At 64.3% G+C, this 18,628-nt stretch carries 17 protein-coding genes; 5 read left to right on the top strand and 12 right to left on the bottom strand.

Features of this window, described 5'->3' with window-relative positions; all coding sequences use genetic code 11:
- Window positions 1-741: 741 nt before the first annotated feature.
- Entirely contained in the window at window positions 742-1,653 is a 912-nt protein-coding gene (gene lpxC, locus QZY03_RS19700; protein WP_020505897.1) for a UDP-3-O-acyl-N-acetylglucosamine deacetylase, read from the top strand.
- Window positions 1,654-1,725: 72 nt separating this feature from the next.
- On the opposite strand, the gene QZY03_RS19695 is transcribed toward lpxC, so the two are convergent.
- A complete protein-coding gene (locus QZY03_RS19695) occupies window positions 1,726-2,136 on the bottom strand; it encodes a DciA family protein (protein ID WP_295583866.1) in 411 nt (136 codons plus the stop codon).
- A 339-nt stretch (window positions 2,137-2,475) separates the two neighbouring features.
- Here QZY03_RS19695 and QZY03_RS19690 point away from each other — a divergent pair, with 339 nt between their 5' ends.
- The 4 genes from QZY03_RS19690 (at window position 2,476) to QZY03_RS19675 (ending at window position 8,761) form a co-directional block, all read left to right on the top strand.
- Window positions 2,476-3,246, top strand: coding sequence for a M23 family metallopeptidase (locus tag QZY03_RS19690; RefSeq protein WP_363182312.1), 771 nt, complete (start codon window positions 2,476-2,478; stop codon window positions 3,244-3,246).
- Window positions 3,247-3,561: 315 nt separating this feature from the next.
- The gene (gene secA / locus QZY03_RS19685; RefSeq protein ID WP_295583865.1) at window positions 3,562-6,381 is read left to right on the top strand and encodes a preprotein translocase subunit SecA; all 2,820 of its coding nucleotides are present in this window, start codon (window positions 3,562-3,564) and stop codon (window positions 6,379-6,381) included.
- Window positions 6,382-6,390: 9 nt separating this feature from the next.
- Entirely contained in the window at window positions 6,391-7,605 is a 1,215-nt protein-coding gene (gene argJ, locus QZY03_RS19680) for a bifunctional glutamate N-acetyltransferase/amino-acid acetyltransferase ArgJ (protein ID WP_295583864.1), read from the top strand.
- A 193-nt stretch (window positions 7,606-7,798) separates the two neighbouring features.
- Window positions 7,799-8,761 (top strand): Nudix family hydrolase, encoded by a 963-nt coding sequence (locus QZY03_RS19675; RefSeq protein WP_295583863.1) that lies wholly within the window; start codon window positions 7,799-7,801, stop codon window positions 8,759-8,761.
- A gap of 386 nt (window positions 8,762-9,147) precedes the next feature.
- Here QZY03_RS19675 and QZY03_RS19670 read toward each other — a convergent pair whose 3' ends face one another.
- From QZY03_RS19670 to QZY03_RS19620, 11 genes are all read right to left on the bottom strand, one after another.
- On the bottom strand, window positions 9,148-10,002 hold the full coding sequence (locus tag QZY03_RS19670; RefSeq protein WP_295583862.1) for a WecB/TagA/CpsF family glycosyltransferase: 855 nt from the start codon (window positions 10,000-10,002) through the stop codon (window positions 9,148-9,150).
- Window positions 9,999-10,976: an NAD-dependent epimerase/dehydratase family protein gene (locus tag QZY03_RS19665; RefSeq protein WP_295583861.1), complete on the bottom strand. Its 978-nt coding sequence runs from the start codon at window positions 10,974-10,976 to the stop codon at window positions 9,999-10,001. Before QZY03_RS19665 ends, QZY03_RS19670 begins: the two co-directional genes overlap by 4 nt.
- A gap of 119 nt (window positions 10,977-11,095) precedes the next feature.
- The gene (locus tag QZY03_RS19660; RefSeq protein ID WP_295583860.1) at window positions 11,096-12,397 is read right to left on the bottom strand and encodes an O-antigen ligase; all 1,302 of its coding nucleotides are present in this window, start codon (window positions 12,395-12,397) and stop codon (window positions 11,096-11,098) included.
- Between the two features lie 53 nt (window positions 12,398-12,450).
- Window positions 12,451-12,825 (bottom strand): glycosyltransferase, encoded by a 375-nt coding sequence (locus QZY03_RS19655; protein WP_295583859.1) that lies wholly within the window; start codon window positions 12,823-12,825, stop codon window positions 12,451-12,453.
- The gene (locus QZY03_RS19650; protein WP_295583858.1) at window positions 12,713-13,810 is read right to left on the bottom strand and encodes a hypothetical protein; all 1,098 of its coding nucleotides are present in this window, start codon (window positions 13,808-13,810) and stop codon (window positions 12,713-12,715) included. Before QZY03_RS19650 ends, QZY03_RS19655 begins: the two co-directional genes overlap by 113 nt.
- Before the next feature lie 2 nt (window positions 13,811-13,812).
- A complete protein-coding gene (locus QZY03_RS19645) occupies window positions 13,813-14,340 on the bottom strand; it encodes a glycosyltransferase (RefSeq protein WP_295583856.1) in 528 nt (175 codons plus the stop codon).
- Complete coding sequence (locus tag QZY03_RS19640; protein WP_295583855.1) at window positions 14,337-14,951, bottom strand: glycosyltransferase; 615 nt, start codon at window positions 14,949-14,951, stop codon at window positions 14,337-14,339. The genes QZY03_RS19645 and QZY03_RS19640 overlap by 4 nt, the downstream gene beginning before the upstream one ends.
- Before the next feature lie 191 nt (window positions 14,952-15,142).
- Window positions 15,143-15,277 (bottom strand): hypothetical protein, encoded by a 135-nt coding sequence (locus QZY03_RS19635; RefSeq protein ID WP_295583854.1) that lies wholly within the window; start codon window positions 15,275-15,277, stop codon window positions 15,143-15,145.
- Window positions 15,278-15,652: 375 nt separating this feature from the next.
- The gene (locus tag QZY03_RS19630) at window positions 15,653-16,441 is read right to left on the bottom strand and encodes a hypothetical protein (RefSeq protein ID WP_295583853.1); all 789 of its coding nucleotides are present in this window, start codon (window positions 16,439-16,441) and stop codon (window positions 15,653-15,655) included.
- Between the two features lie 43 nt (window positions 16,442-16,484).
- Complete coding sequence (locus QZY03_RS19625) at window positions 16,485-17,591, bottom strand: glycosyltransferase family 1 protein (RefSeq protein ID WP_295583852.1); 1,107 nt, start codon at window positions 17,589-17,591, stop codon at window positions 16,485-16,487.
- Window positions 17,592-17,666: 75 nt separating this feature from the next.
- Complete coding sequence (locus QZY03_RS19620) at window positions 17,667-18,455, bottom strand: glycosyltransferase (RefSeq protein WP_295583851.1); 789 nt, start codon at window positions 18,453-18,455, stop codon at window positions 17,667-17,669.
- Between the last annotated feature and the right edge of the window lie 173 nt (window positions 18,456-18,628).

Genomic DNA, 18,628 nt, shown 5'->3' with positions numbered 1-18,628 from the left:
TTGCTAAAAAAATTACGGTCGGCATTGAGATCTCTTCAAGAGAATAAAGATCGAATAAAATCGTTTTTCTTATTGCCTGAGACGAAATACGCAGCCGGTGTATAGCAATACTCAGTCCGGATAACTTATTAGGGCGCTATAGAGCAATTCTGAGGAAATTTTTGGCGGCGGGGCCGCGCCGCCGCGGGGTGTGCGCGAAGCGATTCGCCACTCCCCGCTGCAGTCGTCGCTGTGTGAGACTGCACACCGAGCGGAGCCAAGATGGGGAGCGCAGTCCGGCAACCTTGAGCAGGAGCGAAGCCCCCCACACGCTACGCTGCCGTTTGCCGGAACGCGTTGAGCTTGACCTCCCAGACGTGCCCGGTGCCACGTCGTCCACCTGCCATACCTTCTGCACACCTAGATCCAGACACCCCCTTGGTGTCGGAACGGGCCTCAAACCGTTCCTGCCGACGCTTATCAGGTTCGACGGGGGCCAGACAGCCGATCACGTCCGGCAAGCGGGACCACGCCAAGCCGCAAACGATAGTATCGGGCGACGCACGACGTCTTCCAAGGGAAATCCCTCCACTAACGAAGCTATAAAAAACAATGATATTGCAGCATTTCACGTTCGGGACTTGATAAAGTTCCGGGAAAACCCTAAGCTTCACCTCAGACCCGCATTGGTTCGGGCTTTTATCGGGTGCTACGCCGAGGTCGGCGCAGCCTGCTGCGGTCCTGGCACGAGGGGGCGGAACGATGGTCAAGCAACGCACGCTAAAGAACGTAATCCGCGCAACCGGCGTGGGCCTGCACACAGGCGACAAGGTTTACCTGACATTGCGTCCGGCTGCCCCTGATACCGGGATTATCTTCCGGCGGGTCGATCTCGACCAGCCGGTCGAGATTCGCGCCTGTCCGCACAACGTCGGGGACACCCGGCTCTCGACGACCCTTGTGAACGGCGATGTCCGCATCTCAACGGTCGAGCACCTGTTGTCTGCTTTCGCGGGCTTAGGGATCGACAATGCTTACGTCGACGTCAGTGCGCCGGAAGTGCCGATCATGGACGGCAGCGCCGGGCCTTTCGTGTTCCTGATTCAGTCCGCCGGGGTGGAGGAACAGAATCGCGCCAAACGGTTTATCCGCATCAAGCGCCCGATTGAGGTGCGTGATGGCGACAAGTACGCACGGTTCGAGCCCTATGACGGCTTTAGCGTGGAGTTCACAATCGATTTCGACCACCCGGCCTTCAACGCCAGGGCAAAGCGCGCCAACATCGATTTCTCGACCTCATCCTTCGTGAAAGAGGTCAGTCGGGCCCGCACCTTCGGATTCCTGCGCGACATTGAGGCACTGCGGGCGCAAAACCTTGCGCTGGGCGGCAGTCTCGACAACGCCGTGGTCGTCGACGAGTTCCGGGTTCTGAACGAAGAGGGGCTGCGCTACGAGGACGAGTTCGTCAAGCACAAGATCCTGGACGCCATTGGCGACCTGTATCTCCTTGGCCACACGCTGATCGGCGCTTTCAAAGGATACAAGTCCGGTCATGCCTTAAATAACGAGCTCTTGCGTGCGCTGGTCGCAGACTCGGAGGCCTGGGAAGAGGCCGTGTTCAAGGACGGGGCACGGGCTCCGATCAGCTACGCCCAGCCGCTGGCGCTCGCATAGGCGATTTCCGTCACATCCGGCAATCGCCTAGTGGTCCGGCTCGCCCGTCACCGGATCGATCGGCGGCACGCCCTAGCGGGATGCCAAGCGCCGAAAGACCTCCGCAAGCCCCGCATCGGTCATATGTTCGGCGCTGGTCGTCAGGTGAGCGACGACCGCGGGGGTCAACCTGGTAACCCGCCCCGTGGTCTGTCGCGCCCTTTGCTTGTCGCTCGGACGCGCCCGAATCTTCACCCTGGTGATCCCCGCGGATGCCAGGCCCTGCGCCAGCTCAGGCGCCAGATAGCGCAGACGGGTCGCCCACACGGCCGCATCCACGGTCACGGTCAGCGTGTCCTCGCTGGCTGTCGCCTGGAGGCAATGCGGCCGTGCCCCAGGGTTGAGCAAGTCACGCACCCGCGCCAGCAAACCGTCCTCCCGGCGCTGGCACTCCAGGGCGTGCATGACTGCCGGACTGCCGGTGAGCAGATCCCGAACATGCACGGAACGAAGTCGAACAGGGCGTTTAGCAGGCATAGCAGTCCAAAGTATTGCTCTACTCAATAATTTAAATGATTGATCCAGCGCAACCATCAAGCGCATCCCGACGGTCGCCCCGTCAGTGCATCTGTAGTATAAACCCGGCTCTATGCCGATTCACCACGCAGCAGAGGTCAAATGATGTATCACCTCGATCGTAGAAAAACCGTTCGCGGCCAGGTTGTTGTCGCACTCCTGGCGGTCCTGTTGTTCGCTGTCGCCGGGGGTGGCGTCGGATTCTGGCTCGGCAGATACGCCACAATCCCAGCCCTGACCAGCGATCTGGCCGTCGGCTCCCGGTCTTTGCCGACGACGCCGAACCAAGACATAACCAACGGTGACACGGACGCACCGGACGTCGATGCCATCACCTCCAGCCTGGGGAACATGCAGGCCGAACTCATGCGGCTTGACGCACTCGGCGAACGACTGGTCGAGATGGCCGGCTTGAGCGCCGAAGAGTTCGACTTCCAGAATCCACCACCCCAGGGCGGACCTGAGGAAGGACTGGCCAGGGACTACACCATCAAGGAGATCGCAAGCGAGTTGGGAAGCGTGGTCGGCCTGCTCAAGGATCGCAAGCGCAAGCTGGAGATCCTCGAAGAGGCGATCATGGAGCGGGATCTCACGGCCAAGTCCGTACCGTCGGGCTGGCCGGTTCGCGCGGGATACATTACATCGAACTACGGCTTCCGTATCCATCCGATCAAGGGCCGCCGTCTGTTTCATCAAGGCGTCGATTTTGCCGCACCGTCCGGTTCGCCGGTCGTGGCCGTAGCCGACGGCCTCGTCACCTTCAGTGGGCGGCGCAGCGGTTACGGAAACTTGATCGAGATTCGCCATGTGGACGGCTACACCACCCGCTACGGCCACAATCAGGTCAATCTGGTGCAGGAAGGCCAGCAGATCCGACAGGGACAGAAGATCGGCGCAGTCGGAGCCACCGGCACCGCGACCGGCCCGCATGTCCATTTCGAGGTTCTGAAAAACGGCGAGCATCTGAACCCGATGCAGTTTACCGGCAGACAATCGTCAATGATGCTCGTCGCGGCGAATCCGGATAATCCCAGCTAGACCTGATCGCTCACGGCACAGCAGCCACTCGTAGCGGCCGCCGGTCCGAACGGCCGGCGGCCTTTTGGTCCTTGATCGTAATCCCGGCCAGCGGCGTGCGTAGTCAGGGCTTCCAGCCCTGACGGTGTCAGGCCAGGATGGCCTGACTACGCACCCGGCGAGCTCAAGTGGCCGGAATCTTGATCGAGGCCGCCTTTTGCGTCCGGCGCAGCGAAACGCGGATTCGACAAAGACCTCAGGCCGACCCTGGCTCAGCGGGCATCGCCGAATTCCGGTATCATTCCGGCACTTTCCTCACGGCATCTCTTCCCATCGATGGTCAGTCACCTGCTCAAGAAGCTCTTCGGCAGCCGCAATGAGCGGCTGGTCAAGAAGCTGCTCAAGTCCGTCAGCCGGATCAACGCGCTGGAGCCCGAGGTCCAGCTGCTCTCCGATGCTGCGCTCACGGCCAAGACTCAAGAATTCCGCGGGCGTCTCGCGGCCGGCGAGGACTTGGAGAGCCTGCTCCCCGAAGCCTTCGCCGTGGTCCGCGAGACCGGTCGGCGGGTGCTCGGGATGCGCCACTTCGATGTCCAGATGGTCGGCGGCATGGTGCTGCATCAGGGCAAAATTGCCGAGATGCGGACCGGCGAGGGCAAGACCCTGGTCGCCACCCTGGCCGCCTACCTCAACGCCCTGCCGGGCAAGGGCGTCCATGTCATCACCGTCAACGACTACCTGGCCCGCCGCGACGCCACCTGGATGGGCCGTATTTACCACGCGCTGGGTCTCTCCGTCGGGGTGATCAACTCCTCGGGCGGAATGGGGCCGGATACGGCCTCCTACCTCTATGATCCCGGGTTCGAGGCACCAGCGGGCGGGGGCTACCGCCACCTGCGCCCGGTGAGCCGCAAAGCAACCTATGCCATGGACATCACCTACGGAACCAACAACGAGTATGGTTTCGACTATTTGCGCGACAACATGGCGTTCACCGCCGAGCAGCGCACGCAACGCGTGCCCTTCTACGCCATCGTCGACGAGGTGGACTCCATCCTCATCGACGAGGCGCGCACGCCGCTGATCATCTCCGGCCCCTCCGAGGGCAATACCGACCTCTATCGCCAGATCGATGCGCTCATCCCGCGGCTGACCCGCCAGGACCCGATCACCAACGAGGAAGGCAAACCCGATTTCGGACCCGGCGACTTCTCGGTGGATGAGAAAGCCCGCCAGGTCTTCCTGAGCGAGGACGGCCACCAGAAAGTCGAGGACATGCTGGTGGAGATCGGGGTCTTACGCGAAGGCGACAGCCTCTACGACCCCGGCACCATCGTGCTGATGCACCATGTCTACGCGGCTCTGCGCGCCCATGCCCTGTTCCAGAAGAACGTCGAGTACATCGTGCGCGACGGTCAGATCATCATCGTCGACGAGTTCACCGGCCGCACCATGCCCGGCCGGCGCTGGTCCGAGGGTCTGCATCAGGCGGTCGAGGCCAAGGAGCGGGTGCCGATCCAGCCGGAAAACCAGACGATGGCCTCCATCACCTTCCAGAACCTGTTCCGGCTCTACCCGAAACTGGCGGGTATGACCGGCACGGCGGATACCGAGGCCTACGAATTCCAGCAGATCTACGGGCTCGAAGTGGCGGTCATCCCCACCAACCAGCCGATGATCCGCAAGGACCACGGCGACTTGGTCTACCTGACCCAGAAGGAGAAATATGATGCGGTCACCGAGGACATCCGCGACTGCGTCACCCGCGGTCAGCCGGTCCTGGTCGGCACGGCCTCCATCGAGACCTCGGAACTGGTTTCCAAGCTGTTAACCGAGGCCAAGATCCCGCACGAGGTGCTGAACGCCAAGCAGCACGAACGCGAGGCCGGAATCATCGCGCAGGCCGGTCGCCCCGGCGCCGTCACCATCGCCACCAACATGGCCGGCCGCGGCACCGACATCGTGCTGGGTGGCAACCTCGATGCCGAATTGGAGGCAGCCGGCCCGCAAGCCGATCAGGAGGCCATCCGCACCGCCTGGAAACAGCGCCACGAGGCCGTCATCGCCGCCGGCGGACTGCATGTGGTCGGCACCGAACGCCACGAGTCCCGACGCATCGACAACCAGTTGCGCGGCCGCTCCGGACGCCAGGGCGATCCCGGCTCCAGTCGCTTCTACCTGTCGCTGGAAGACAACCTGATGCGCATCTTCGCCTCCGACCGGGTGGCGGGCATGATGCAGAAACTCGGCATGCAGCAGGGCGAGGCGATTGAGCACCCCTGGGTCACCAAGGCCATCGCGAACGCCCAGCGTAAAGTCGAGGGCCGCAACTTCGACATCCGCAAGCAGCTCCTGGAGTACGACGACGTCGCCAACGACCAGCGCAAGGTCACCTATGGCCAGCGCCGCGAGTTGATGGACACCGCCGATGTGTCCGAGACCATCGCGGCGATGCGCGCGGATATCCTGGAGCGCGTGATCGACAGCTGCATCCCGCCGCAGAGCCTGGAAGAGCAGTGGGATACCGCCGGCCTGGAAAGCGCGCTGGCGGACACCTTCGGTGGTGACTGGCCCATCCGCCGTTGGCTGGAGGCCGACGCCCAGTTGCACGAGGAAACCTTACGTGAGCGGATCGGCGCCACCCTGGCCGAGCGTTACGCGGAGAAAGAACAGCGCATCGGCACCGCAACCCTGCGCCAGATCGAAAAGGCGGTCATGCTCCAGACCCTGGACACCCACTGGAAGGACCACCTGGCGGCCATGGACTACCTGCGTCAGGGCATCCATCTGCGCGGCTATGCCCAGAAGAATCCCAAGCAGGAGTACAAACGTGAAGCCTTCGAGATGTTCTCCGCCATGTTGGAGGAGATCAAACAAGAGGTGATCGGCACCCTGGCAAAGCTCCGGGTAGAACCCGAAGAAGAGTCGCTCGCCCTGGCCCCGCACCCGGCACCGGCGCATGAGTTCGCGTTCACGCACGAAGAGTTCCGGGGCTTCGACGGCGGTAAAACGCCGGATGACGATGCCGAGCGTGGGGACGCGAGCGCCGCGCCTGCTCAGCCCTTTGTGCGCGACGGCCACAAGACCGGCCGCAACGAGCCCTGTCCCTGCGGCTCAGGCAAAAAGTTCAAGCACTGCCATGGCAAGGTCGGTTGAGCCCGCACCATGAGCGAGCAACCCGAACTGCACTTCCTCCCGGTGTCCGGGGTCCGCATGGCCGCGACCGCGGCCGGCATTCGCTATCGTGACCGCAATGATCTGGTCCTCTTCGAATTGGCGGAAGGATCACAGTGCGCCGCGGTATTCACCCGCAATGCATTTTGCGCCGCACCCGTCACCCTGGGGCGCGCCCACCTGAACGCGGGCGCACCACGCTGGTGGCTCATCAATGCCGGTAACGCCAACGCCGGTACCGGCGCACGCGGCCTGCTGGACGCTGCCGCCACCTGCCAGGCACTCGCTGAACTGACCGGGGCGCCCGCCGAACGGGTGCTGCCCTTTTCCACCGGGGTCATCGGCGAGCACCTGCCGGTCGACCGCGTCGCTGCCGCCCTGCCGGGGCTCTTGGGACGACTCGACAGCACCAACTGGCCCGCTGCCGCCCGCGCCATCATGACCACCGATACGGTGCCCAAGCTGGTCTCCAGGCAGTTCGACCTTGGTGGACGCACCGCGACCTTGACCGGCATCGCCAAAGGCGCCGGCATGATCTGCCCCAACATGGCGACCATGCTCGCCTTTCTGGCCACCGATGCGGCGATCACACCCGACCTGCTCGCTCGCTGCCTGCACGCCGCGGTCGAGCGCTCGTTCAACGCCATCACCGTGGACGGCGACACCTCCACCAACGACGCCTGCGTCCTGGCCGCCACCGGCGCCCTGGGCAACGACCCCATCGCCGCGGCCGACAGTCCGGACTTCGCCACGTTCCAGACGGCCCTGGAGTCGGTCTGCGTGGAACTGGCCACGGCCATCGTGCGCGACGCGGAGGGCGCCACCAAGCTGGTGACGGTCCGTATCGAAGGTGCCGCCAATCACACCGAAGCGCGCCAGGTCGGTTACACCATCGCCCACTCGCCGCTGGTCAAGACCGCGCTCTTCGCCTCCGACCCCAACTGGGGCCGCATCCTCGCCGCGGTGGGGCGCGCCGGACTCCAGGACCTGGATATCAGCGGAGTGCGGGTCTGGCTCGGCGACGTGCTGATCGTCGACAGCGGGGGTCGCGCCCTCTGCTACACCGAGAACGCCGGCGCTGCCGTCATGCGGGCACCGGAGATCCTGATCCGCGTGGCGCTGGGTCGTGGCACGGCCGCCGCGGACATCCTGACCTGCGACCTGTCCTACGACTATGTGCGGATCAATGCGGAGTATCGGTCGTAGTAACGAGTCGGAAAACAGCAAGAAAAGCGAATACTCTCTTTGTCGTTGTCGTTGTCGTTGTCGTTGTCGTAATCGAGTTTATGCTACCCGCGAGAAGTGACGTAGCGAATCGAAACCCGATCGACAGCGGGCTGCTCATGCTAAAGTCGAATCGCTTTTCCGATTACGATTACGACAACGACAACGACCGAATGTGACCCGGCAACAGATTCATGTCATGGCGGGAGCAATCCTTGACGATCAGGGCCGGGTTTTGGTCACGCGCCGCCCCGATCATGCTCACCAGGGCGGGCGCTGGGAGTTTCCCGGCGGCAAACTGGAGCCCGGCGAAACCCCGGAGCAGGGACTCGCCCGCGAATTGGCGGAGGAACTGGGGATCAGCATCGGCACCAGCCGACCACTGATCCGCGTCCACCACGACTATGGCGACCGCCATATTCTGCTCGACGTGTACCGGGTCCAGACTTATTCCGGGCACCCCGCAGGACTGGAAGGCCAACCACTGGCCTGGCTGGCGCCGGAGGCCATGGACCCCGCGCGCTTCCCGGCCGCCGACCGGCCGATCATCAGCGCCCTGCGCCTGCCCCCACTCCTGCTGATCACCGGGGCGGACCCGCGGGACCCGGCGAATTTCCTGGCACGACTGCGCCGCGCCATCCAGGACGGCATCCGCCTGATTCAACTGCGCGCCCATGCACTGGATGACCGGGCCTACCATGAACTCGCCGCCCAAGCCTATCCGCTCTGTGACGCGGCGGGCGCGCGGCTCATCCTGAATCGCGACCCGGCGGCCGTCGCCTCCTGTCCGCGTCACGGACTGCATCTGCGCGCCCAGACCCTGGCCGCCCTGGATCAACGTCCGGGCGTCAGCGGCGACTGGGTGAGCGCCTCCTGCCACACGGCCGCGGAACTGACACGCGCCGCCGCCTTGGGGCTGGACTACGCGCTGCTCTCCCCGGTCGAGCCCACCACGACCCATCCGGATGCGCGACCGTTGGGCTGGACACGCTTCCAGGAACTGATCGAACCGATCCCCCTCCCCGTCTACGCCCTGGGCGGACTCGGCCCCGCGGATCTGGCGACGGCGTTCCGCCATGGTGCCCAAGGTATAGCCGCCATCAGCGGATTGTCGCCGGCAGCAGTCGACGGCGGTTGAGCAACCCTTTACTTGCCTTCTTTTCTCGTTCCCACGCTCCACAGATTGGGCAAGTATTCCTTGTAGGTTGGGCTGAGGAACGAAGCCCAACGAGCAGTCAAACGTAAGGCGCTGAAATGTTGGGGTTCGTTCCTCACCCCAACCTACGGCATTGCGACATTTTCGGGTTCGGAGCGAATACTTTCACAATCTCTCCAGCGTGGGAATGCCGTCCGGCCGCTCCAGCGGCCGGTGGCCCCAAGTGACGCGGGAGCGTGGGAGCCAGATCAAATCCTTGGCGGTCTCTTACGCCCAAGCGACGCAGAAAACCGATCGGCAGCGGGCTGCTCATGCCCGACTTGAATCGCTTCTCCGATTACGACAACGACAACGATTGTATTCGTTGTTTAACTAAATTCTGAGTCGTTACGACCGCTCTTTTCAAGATCACCACTATGCCTCAGCCGGTAAGCGAGACTCTCCCGCAACCCGTGATAGAGAAACTGCGGGCCATCGATCAGGTCTCGCCGCCAAACCTTGTGTGGCTCCATGACCAAGCGCCAAAGCCACTCGAAACCCGCATCCCCAAGCCAGGACGGCACCCGTGTCACCTGTCCGCTCAGGAACCCGAAGGCGGCACCGACGCCGATGACCACCGGCACCCGCAGGCGCTCGCGGTACGCATCGATCCAACGCTCCTGCCGCGGCAAACCCAGTCCGACCCATAACAGATCGGCCCCCGACGCATTGATACGGTCCAGATCAGCGTCAATCTCCACGGGGCTCAGTGGCCGGAACGGCGGCGATCGGACGCCGGCAATACGATGGCCCGGATAGTCACTGACGAGGCGCCGACTCAGGGCGTCCAGGGTCGCCTCGGTATCGCCGTAGAAGAAGCTGGCATAACCACGGGCATCGGCAGCCAGCAGCAGCCGCCGCATCAACTCGGCGCCCGGCACCCGCTCCGGCAGGGGCTGGCCGCGCAGACGCGCCAGCCAAATGGGCGCGATGCCGTCCGGACAGAACAGGTCGGCCCGGTTCAGGATGGTGCGAAAGGCGGGATCCCGATAACCGGTCCAGATGCCGTGGAAACCGGTCACGACGACATGGTGCGGCCGTGGGGGACGTTCGGCGATCCAGCCTTCGATGCGGGCGACCGCATCCTCGTTCCTCACGCGATCGATCTGCGCACCGAGGATCGTCACCTGCGCGCGCGGCGTGAGTTGCCGCAACCCGGAACCGGCGCTTTCCGTGCCGCTCATCGCGCGGCCTCCGCCGCCGCGATCTGGCCCGCGATCCAGGTATAGGTCGCCGCCAACCCCTCGCGCAGCGGCCGGCTCGGTGCCCAGCCAAGCCGGGCGCGGATCAGCCGGTTGTCCGAGTTGCGCCCACGCACCCCTAAAGGACCTCCAATATGTTTGATAGTCAGATGCTTGCCGGCAATCTCCATGATCATCCGCGCGAACTGGTTGATTGAGACCATCTCGGTCGAACCAATATTAAGCGGGCCGGCGAAGTCCGACGCCATGAAGCGCATGACCCCGTCCAGACATTCATCAATGGCAAGGAAGGAGCGCGTCTGTTCCCCATCGCCCCAAATCTCGATGCTACCTCCCGGAGGCGCCGCGGCAACCTTGCGGCAAAGCGCCACGGGAGCCTTCTCACGGCCATCGTTCCAGCTACCCTCAGGGCCGAAGACATTGTGGAAGCGCGCGACCCGCACCTGCAGCCCGTGGTTCCTGGCATAGGCGAAGTACAGTCGTTCGCTGAACAGTTTCTCCCAGCCGTAGTCGCTGTCCGGGTCGGCGGGATAGACCGAGTCTTCGACCGTGGTCGGCGCCTCGGGGTCGGACTGGTTGTGGCGCGGATAGACGCAGGCCGACGAGGAGTAGAACACCCGCTCGACACCGGCCCGGCGGCAGGCATCCACCACGTTGAGATTGATCAGGGCCGAGTTGTGCATGATCTCGGCATCGTGCTCGCCGGTGAAGGTAAAGCCGGCACCGCCCATGTCGGCGGCGAGTTGATAGACCTCGACGCTGCCGGCCACCACGCGGGCCACCAGGTCGGGGTCGCGCAGGTCACCGAGAACAAATTCGTCCGCCGCGCTGGCGGCAAAAGGCGGCGGCTTCAGATCCACGCCGCGAACCTTCCGGCCTTCGGCCTTGAGGCGTCGCACCAGGTGCGCGCCGATAAATCCACCGGCACCGCAGACCAGCGCCAGATGATTGCTCATACCAAGACCTCCGGCATCCCCGCAACGGCTGGGGCGCTATCGCCGCCACCAACCAAACCCCAACGCTTGCTCATGCTCTTCCTCGTTGCAACGTCACATCGTCCGGATCCGCGCGACTGTCACGCTCCCAGCCGACCGCGCCGACCGAGGTCAACGACGGACTGCGCCAGCCGCGCGCGTCGCCACTCTAGCCCGCGCACCCGTTCAAGAGTCCCGAGATAGGCGAGCAACGGCGCATGCAGCAGCAGATCGACACTGTACAGGGCGGCGGTGTTCTCAGGGATGTTGCGGATCGTCAGATACATCATGATACCGCCAACCTGGAGCAGGAACAGCCACTGCGCATGGTCGCGCGTATAGCCGCGCAGCACCGCTCGGGCGAACAACACCCAGCCCCACAAAAGCCCGCCGAGATAGAGTACGGCGCCCGGATAGCCGGCGGCCAGCGCGGCGTACAGCAGTCCGTTCTGCGCATTCAGACCAATCAGGCGGCGATCCGCCTGGGGGCCGAAACCGAGCCACGGCGACTCCTCCACCACCCGCCAGCCAAGGCGCCAGATCAGATCGCGACCGGTCATCGATTGCAAATCCGACAGCCCCTCCCCGCGGGTTGCGTACTCGGTCAGGTGGCGTAGCCAATGCTGCGGAAACAGCCCGGCGAACAACGCCAGGCCGGCCAACAGCATGATCACGATGCCAACCAGCCGCGTTCGACCGCCGAACAGCCACACCACGAAACCCAGCGCGAAGGCGGCCCCGACGAGGCCTTGGCGGGACTGAAAAGACCAGAGCGCCAGCAGCGACACCAGACTGAGTGCCGCCCAGAGCAGGCGCCCAAGACCGCGCCCGCCCAGCGCCATCACCAAGCCAATCACCACGGGAAGTATAGCCAGACGCGCCATGCCGGTAGAGCGTGAGATCGGCCCCAAGACGCCGAGATCCGCACGTTCGACCAACCCATGGGCGGTCAGCCCGCCCTCGCCCTGTACCAGCAGGACATCACGCGCGGCGAACAGCATCCAGACGAACAACAGAGACGCCATCAACCACATGAGGCGGTTGGTCATGATCGCCCGCGCTAATGGATCGATGTCGCCGATGGACCAGTCAATGACCAGAAAGACACTGAGATAGGCGAGCGCCCAATACCAGACTGAAAAATCAGCGCCCGTCAGCAGCGCGGCATTGAGCGAGAGAACGGCATAGCCGATCCACATCCACTCGGCCAGGGTCGGCACCCGGGTGCGCTGTCGGCGCAGTGGCAACAAGAGTGGCCACAGGACCAGTGGCAGCAGGCACCCAAGAGCACGCAACGCATTGATCCATTCATTGAAGGTTTGCGGTTCATCTTCCAGATACCAGGGACCGGCGTTGATCGCCGCCCAGCATCCAGCCCAGGAAAGCAGCGCGAGCCATCCCATCCAACCGCGCCAACCGCGCGATTGCGCACCGCTCGGGGCGAATCCGGACCTGCTCACCGGCGTCCCGTCCCGTCGAGACCCATCCCCGTGGGGGCCAGCACCCGCGCGTAGATGGCCTGCAGCGCCAGCACTTTGGCCTCGACCCGGAACGCGCGGGCGCGGCGGCGGGCGCCGACACTCAGACAGCGTCGGCGGGCCTCGTCGTCATGCAGCAGCAGGAGTGCATCGCGCAAGGCGGCGATGAAGGTTGGCGGCGAGGTGATCGGCAACCGGATACCGGATGCGGGAGTCAGCGCATCGGCAAACCCGCAATGGTCAGGACAAAGCACCGGCAACCCGCGGCTCAAGGCTTCCACCAGGACCGTCGAGGTCAGGTCTTTGAGGCTGGTGATGACGAACAAATGGCCCTCGTCGAGCGCCGCGATCATCTCCTCCCGCGGCACCTGACCCCGCCAGCGACAACAGGCTTCCAAGCCGAGGCCGGGACAGCCCACGCCACCGTTGCGTGCACGAACCGCTACCGAAGATGGTGAGTCGCCAGACAACAGCCTCAGGTAACCGGGCCAATGCGCGGAGCAGTAACGGCAGCGCCTTGCCGGGCGTATGCTCGCCGCTCCAGGCAATCTGCAATGGCTCACCCGCCACCCGCCGGGTCAGCGCGCCAACCCGTAGCGGCGGCGCGGTCACCTCGCTGACGATCGTGCTTGGACTGCCGTAACAGCGTTGCAGCGCTCGGGCGATACCGCTGGTGGCGGCGATCAGGCCAGGGCCGGCGCGCACCGCCGCGTGCCGCGGAGCACTCAACAGCCGCCGATGGAGTCCATTGATCAGATTGCGTCCGCCGAAATACAGCATGCCGACGGGACTCAGCGCACCGAACAGGCGCCAAGGCGTATCCTCCAGCCCTCCGATAGAACCCCAGACGAAGGGGGGAGCGAGCCGCCAGAGCCCGCCGGGAAAGCGAAATCCGACATAGGTGAGTTGATGCGTCAAATCGAATGGCCGCTCCGCAACGAGCCGCGCCGCGATCCGCGCCGCCGCGCGCAGCCAACCGCGATAGGCCGAATTCATCAATGGCTTGAGCAAAGAGCCTTCAATCCAGCGCCAACTCGGGGTTGGCCGGTAATGCCAGGGGCGGGACGGTGGATAGATGAAATCGACATGTCTTGCCCACGGGGCCTCGGTGGTCCGCAAAAACGACTCGATCGCATCGCGATGAAAAACCGCCGTGATGACCGTGACTTCGCAAAATGAGGCCATCGCCTGCACCCAATTCCAGCCGACCGCCTCCTCGGACCCAAGGGCCGGACGACAGGCATAGGCACACACCAGGATGCGCGGGCGGGGCGGCACTGAACCATCGGCCGCGCCGGGACCGGCATCGCGCGTCGCACCGACGGGCACCGCCTTCAACCTCAACTCCCTGCCCGCTGCATGAGCGTAGCGGCAATGGCCCGCGACAGACTCGGAGCCAAGACCTGCCAATCGTAACGGCTGGCGACCTGATGCTGACCGCGGGCGCCCAGTTGCCGGCCGCGATCACGGTCTCCCAGCAGAGCCACCAGCGCGGCAGCAAACTCCGCTTCATGCTCCGCCAACAGGATTTCGACACCCGGCGCCAGCGCCAGGCCCTCGGCGCCTTTGCGGCTTGCCACCACCGGAACGCCGGCCGCCAGGGATTCCAGGATTTTCAGCCGCGTCCCGGAACCGGAAAAAATCGGTGCGACGCTGACCGCACAACAGCGGATAAACGGCGGGACCTCCGCGTCGGGCAGCAGCCCGGCAGCACACAGCCATGGCCGCTGATAGGGTATCGGGCCACCAATGATGGCCAACTGCGCGGTCGGGCAGCGTGCCAAGACGCGGGGCAGCACGGCGTTAACCAGAAAATCGATTGCCTCCCGGTTCGGCGGATAGGCATAGGCGCCCATGAACAAGATCACGCAGTCTCCGAGTCGATGCAGCCGCCGACAGGACGTGATCGCATCTTCGTTGACCGCGGCGAACGACTATCGACGCCGTTTGGCAGCAACAGCGGCGCCACGTCGTAGAGCCGCCGGAACGCATCGCGGTCCCGCTCCGAAACTGCAAAAGACTGTGCCACGTCGCGCAACACCCGCCCCTCGGCCCACCGGGTGAGCCGCTGCGCGAGCCATCCGTGGCGCTGTTGCCGCAGTTCAGACTCAACGTTGTGAGCATGATAGAACACCGTCAGCGTCGGCCACCGATGCCGCAGCCGACGCAGCAACCACCAGTGGTACAGCACCCAGGACGCGCCTTCCAACACGACGACCTCGGGCCCCTCCCGCTGCACCAACGCGACGACCCGCCGCACATAGCCTGGAATTCCCAGCAGTTTGCGCCAACCCCGATCACCGATTAAGCGCAACTCCCAAACCGGCACGCCCGCGGATGTCAGGAAGCGGCGCTCAGCGGAACCCGGCTGCACCAGTAGTGGCTCCCCGGCAATGGACTTGGCGAGCGCACAGGTCACGCTGCCGGCCCCGCCCGCCGGCGGGGCCGCGGCAAAAAAGCAGATGAACACAATCGGCATCGCCAATTCACTCTGGTCCGAGTAGGGCCGGGCAGCAACCGCGCAAGCGTGCCAGGTGCTCAGGTTGCAGAAACCAGTGGTTGACGCCGCCGGCACGCTCGGACCAGGGATGCAGTTGCCTGTTCACCAGCATAAACACTTGGTAGCCCTGCCCGGCCAGTAATGTGAATACCGCGGCCCAAGCAATCGTTCTAACACTCCCACCAAGACCCCAACAAATCCTTGTCGGCATCGCCGTCGTAACCCTGCCGCACTTGTTCGTCCCAGGAAAAGTCCGCGATGAAGTGCACCCCGGGGCGCCAGTCCAAGGGGTTGTAGGCGCTCACCAGTAGGTCGAAGTGCGGCGCCAACCCCCGCACGAAGCGCCCGACATAGGCCCCGCGCAGCGCAGCGCCCGTCGGCCCTCAGCCAGGGGGCCAGGGGCGGAGTCAGCACGGTCGGGGGCACCGCGCCAACCGAGGCCCCGCCGCCGGATCCAGGGCAACGATATCCGCCCGGCAACCGGTGATCAGGGTCAGGTCGTACTCAGCACCAAGGGCTTGGAGCAACCACATGGCGGTAACCTCGGACCCGCCACGACCCATACAGGGATGAACGAGGGCCACTCGGGGCCTGAGGTGAGACATCATGACCCGCCCAGCCGGACTCGCTGCGTCCCAACAACGGGCAGGCCCGCACCAGCGTCCGATTTCGGGATCCGGTCAATCATGTCGATACCAGATCCTGGGCAGACGAATGTCCCGGCGGGTTGGGCAATTCGGAACATCCAACGGGTGTGGGAAGCAACAGGCATGGCCACTGGGTACTGCACGGTCGCGTCTGAGCCAGGTCATTTCCATGACCGTGGGGAGTTGGATGTCGCGCAGACGCAGCATACCGCCCCAGTTGTTCGGGTGATTGTGGACGAGGTGGAAATGCCCAAGCAATCGTTCCAACACTCCCCCCAAGACCCGAAAACCGAGCCTATCGGCCAGTCGGTCCAGGCCGTGGAACTCGACGATGACCACACGAAAGCGCTCAAGAACCTCTTCAGGAAGGTTCAACAACACAGGCCACTCGCTGCCCTCGATGTCCATTTGTAGCAACAAGTCACCCTCCGGCGGCGCACAGCGGGTCACCCAGGAGGCCAGGGTCGTGACGCCGTCGCCATCCAACACCCCAACAAATGCCTTCTCGAAATGGATCAACGGGCCCTGAATAGGCGCCGCCTCGACCGCACCGTCGGCCAGGTAGCAGGGTATACCCCTTGCGACCATGTCCGACTCGAAGCCTGCCACTCGCCCAACCCCGGGGGAAAAGCAGGCGACAACACCCGCCAGGTCGTCGGGCACCAGGTAACCGCCGTCGGCACGGCCGCCGATGCGCACCAGGGGATGCCGCGTAGTTACCGGGTGCAACCGCCCAAGTACCTGGCGAAGGGCCGCCTCATCGACCCGGCGACCCAGGGTCAGTCCCGCGCGCAGAAGGAGGCTGGCTATCGCGTGTTTCATGCCCAGGTCCCCGGCCCCACTGAATTACCCGCGGCTGCTCGGATCACGCCGCCTCCGCGATCATGTCCCTGAACGCTCGGGCAGCGATATCCCAACCAAACAGCCCGGCTTGGCGCAACCCCTCCTCCACGCAAGCATGGCGAACCGTCTCGTCCACCAGGATGCGCTCCAGCGTCGCTGCCATACTCGGTACGTCGTAGGGGTCGAAATACAGGGCGGCCTGCCCGCAAACCTCTGGCAGGGAACCGATATTCGACGCGACCACCGGCACGCCCACCGACATGGCCTCCAGCGGCGGCATGCCAAAACCCTCGTAAAGACTGGGTTGAACCAGAGCCCGGGCATGCCCCAGGACTTTCGCCAGATCGGCGTCCGGCAAGCAGCCGATGAAGGCAACCCCGCCCTCGAGTCCCAGGACCGACGCCAGGTCCTGGTACCAGTCGGGCTCCGCTGTGCCCACCAGGACCAGACCGACGTCCAGGTGCGCCCGGACCAGGGACAGTGCCTGAACCAGCCGCCGCAGATTCTTGTGCGGCGTCGCGTTTCCGACGTAGACGAGGTAGTCCCGTGGCACGCCCTTCGGGTACCAGGCCCCCGCGGTCAAACCCCGGGCCATCGTCGCCAGCCCGGCGTTGAAGCCGTTCGGGATAACCTGCACCTTCTCCGGCGCCAGTTCGAAGCGATCAAGCAGGTCAAACTTGGTGCTGTGCGATGGGACCACAATCCGATCCACCCGCCGCATGGAAATCGGCAGAATCTGCCGGAAGAAGGCACCGTGCATCCGGCCTTTGATGGATCTGTCGAGCAGCACCAGGGGAATCAAGTCATGCACCACCAGGACCTGAATGCCAGCGGCCATCCTCACGGCGGGTTCCTGCGGATGGGGCAGAATGACGCCGTCGTAGGCATCCATCATCCGGACCGGGTTTGCGATCTTCCGCAACAGGGCCAGGCCGCGGCTCCACCGGGTGCCCGCGAACTCCGCCCCGTCCTGCAGGGCTCGGCAACTGGGAAAAGCCTTAGGCTCCTGCGTGAACACGTCGAGCCCGCCCAACTCGCGGCTCAGTGCCTCGGCAAGCCAGAGGGTGTACCAGCCTATGCCCCCTCGGCACCCTCGCGGACGGTACGTGTCGCGTATTGCAAACTTCATGTCAACCCAATCCCAGTCGAGGCAAATGCCAATGGAACCCAAATCGCGAGCGGTAGGCATCGTCACCGCTTGCGGTCAGCGTGGGGCGGACCGTCCACCGAGGTGGTGAACATAGGCCCCGTCGCACACCCCCAACCAGCCCCCCGCCGCAACGAGCTTTCGACATAGGTCTTCATCATTACCGTAATGCAGACGACAGCCGGCAAATCCGCCGACGCGATCCCAATCGGCCTTTCGAAGAAATAGCGCCGCCCCACCAAGATAGCTGCGACTTCGGCGCACACCGCACGAGCCGAAGCGCCTGCGGCGCTGTTCAGCATAGGCAAAGATCGTTTCGTCGCGCCAAGAGGCGCGACATCGGTAGGCCCGCAGGTCGCATTGAGAGCCAGGATCCGCTGCCATACCCGGGACCACAGCAATCGGCCCGTCCTTGTCGAGCAACGCCCGCACGCAGAGCGACCACGAGTTCTGCGTAACGACGGTGTCCGAGTTTAGAAGACACATTACAGGGCGCGTGACCAGCTTCGCCCCGGCCATACAGGCCCCGCTGTGAAAGCTGCCGACCTCATGGCGTAGCGCCTTCCAATCATTGCGTTGGGCGAAGTCGGTAACGATCTCGCTGGCCATCTGATCTGTCGAACCGTCGTCGACCAAGATAACCTCGGCCGTCCCGCTGAACCGCTGCAAGCTGAGCAAGCACCGCCGGGTCTCCTCGGGCGCATCGTGAACCGGCACCACCACGGACAGGGACGTGGTGGCCTCGGCTTCCTCGACGGACACGCTAGGATCGCGCAGTTCGCCGATCCCCCGCGAGAGCAGGCTGACGTAAAGATCTTCGATACGAAGCCGCCACCCCTGCGGCAACCACTGATAAACCTTGGTAAGTAGCTGACATTCCCTCGACTTTGGCCATTTCAGGGAGTCGAGGCCAGTTGATTCAGCACGCGTTGCCAATCCTGGCGGGAAATAACGAGGGCGTCCGGGTCTGCGGTTGAGTTGACGAAATTCGCCGCCGCCCAACTGGTGCGGCGCACCAG

The organism is uncultured Lamprocystis sp. (genome assembly GCF_903933125.1).
Taxonomy (GTDB): domain Bacteria; phylum Pseudomonadota; class Gammaproteobacteria; order Chromatiales; family Chromatiaceae; genus Thiodictyon.
Note: the sequence above shows the minus strand (reverse complement) of the source record. Positions and strands in the feature narration are given on the sequence as shown.

Bases quoted from the DNA above. Each gene is read 5' to 3' on its own strand.
- lpxC (WP_020505897.1), top strand. From the start codon at position 742: ATGGTCAAGCAACGCACGCTAAAGAACGTAATCCGCGCAACCGGCGTG.
- secA (WP_295583865.1), top strand. From the start codon at position 3,562: ATGGTCAGTCACCTGCTCAAGAAGCTCTTCGGCAGCCGCAATGAGCGG.
- argJ (WP_295583864.1), top strand. From the start codon at position 6,391: ATGAGCGAGCAACCCGAACTGCACTTCCTCCCGGTGTCCGGGGTCCGC.
- QZY03_RS19670 (WP_295583862.1), bottom strand. From the start codon at position 10,002: ATGAGCGGCACGGAAAGCGCCGGTTCCGGGTTGCGGCAACTCACGCCG.
- QZY03_RS19665 (WP_295583861.1), bottom strand. From the start codon at position 10,976: ATGAGCAATCATCTGGCGCTGGTCTGCGGTGCCGGTGGATTTATCGGC.
- QZY03_RS19660 (WP_295583860.1), bottom strand. From the start codon at position 12,397: ATGGGATGGCTCGCGCTGCTTTCCTGGGCTGGATGCTGGGCGGCGATC.
- QZY03_RS19655 (WP_295583859.1), bottom strand. From the start codon at position 12,825: ATGATCGCGGCGCTCGACGAGGGCCATTTGTTCGTCATCACCAGCCTC.
- QZY03_RS19640 (WP_295583855.1), bottom strand. From the start codon at position 14,951: ATGCCGATTGTGTTCATCTGCTTTTTTGCCGCGGCCCCGCCGGCGGGC.
- QZY03_RS19630 (WP_295583853.1), bottom strand. From the start codon at position 16,441: ATGAAACACGCGATAGCCAGCCTCCTTCTGCGCGCGGGACTGACCCTG.
- QZY03_RS19625 (WP_295583852.1), bottom strand. From the start codon at position 17,591: ATGAAGTTTGCAATACGCGACACGTACCGTCCGCGAGGGTGCCGAGGG.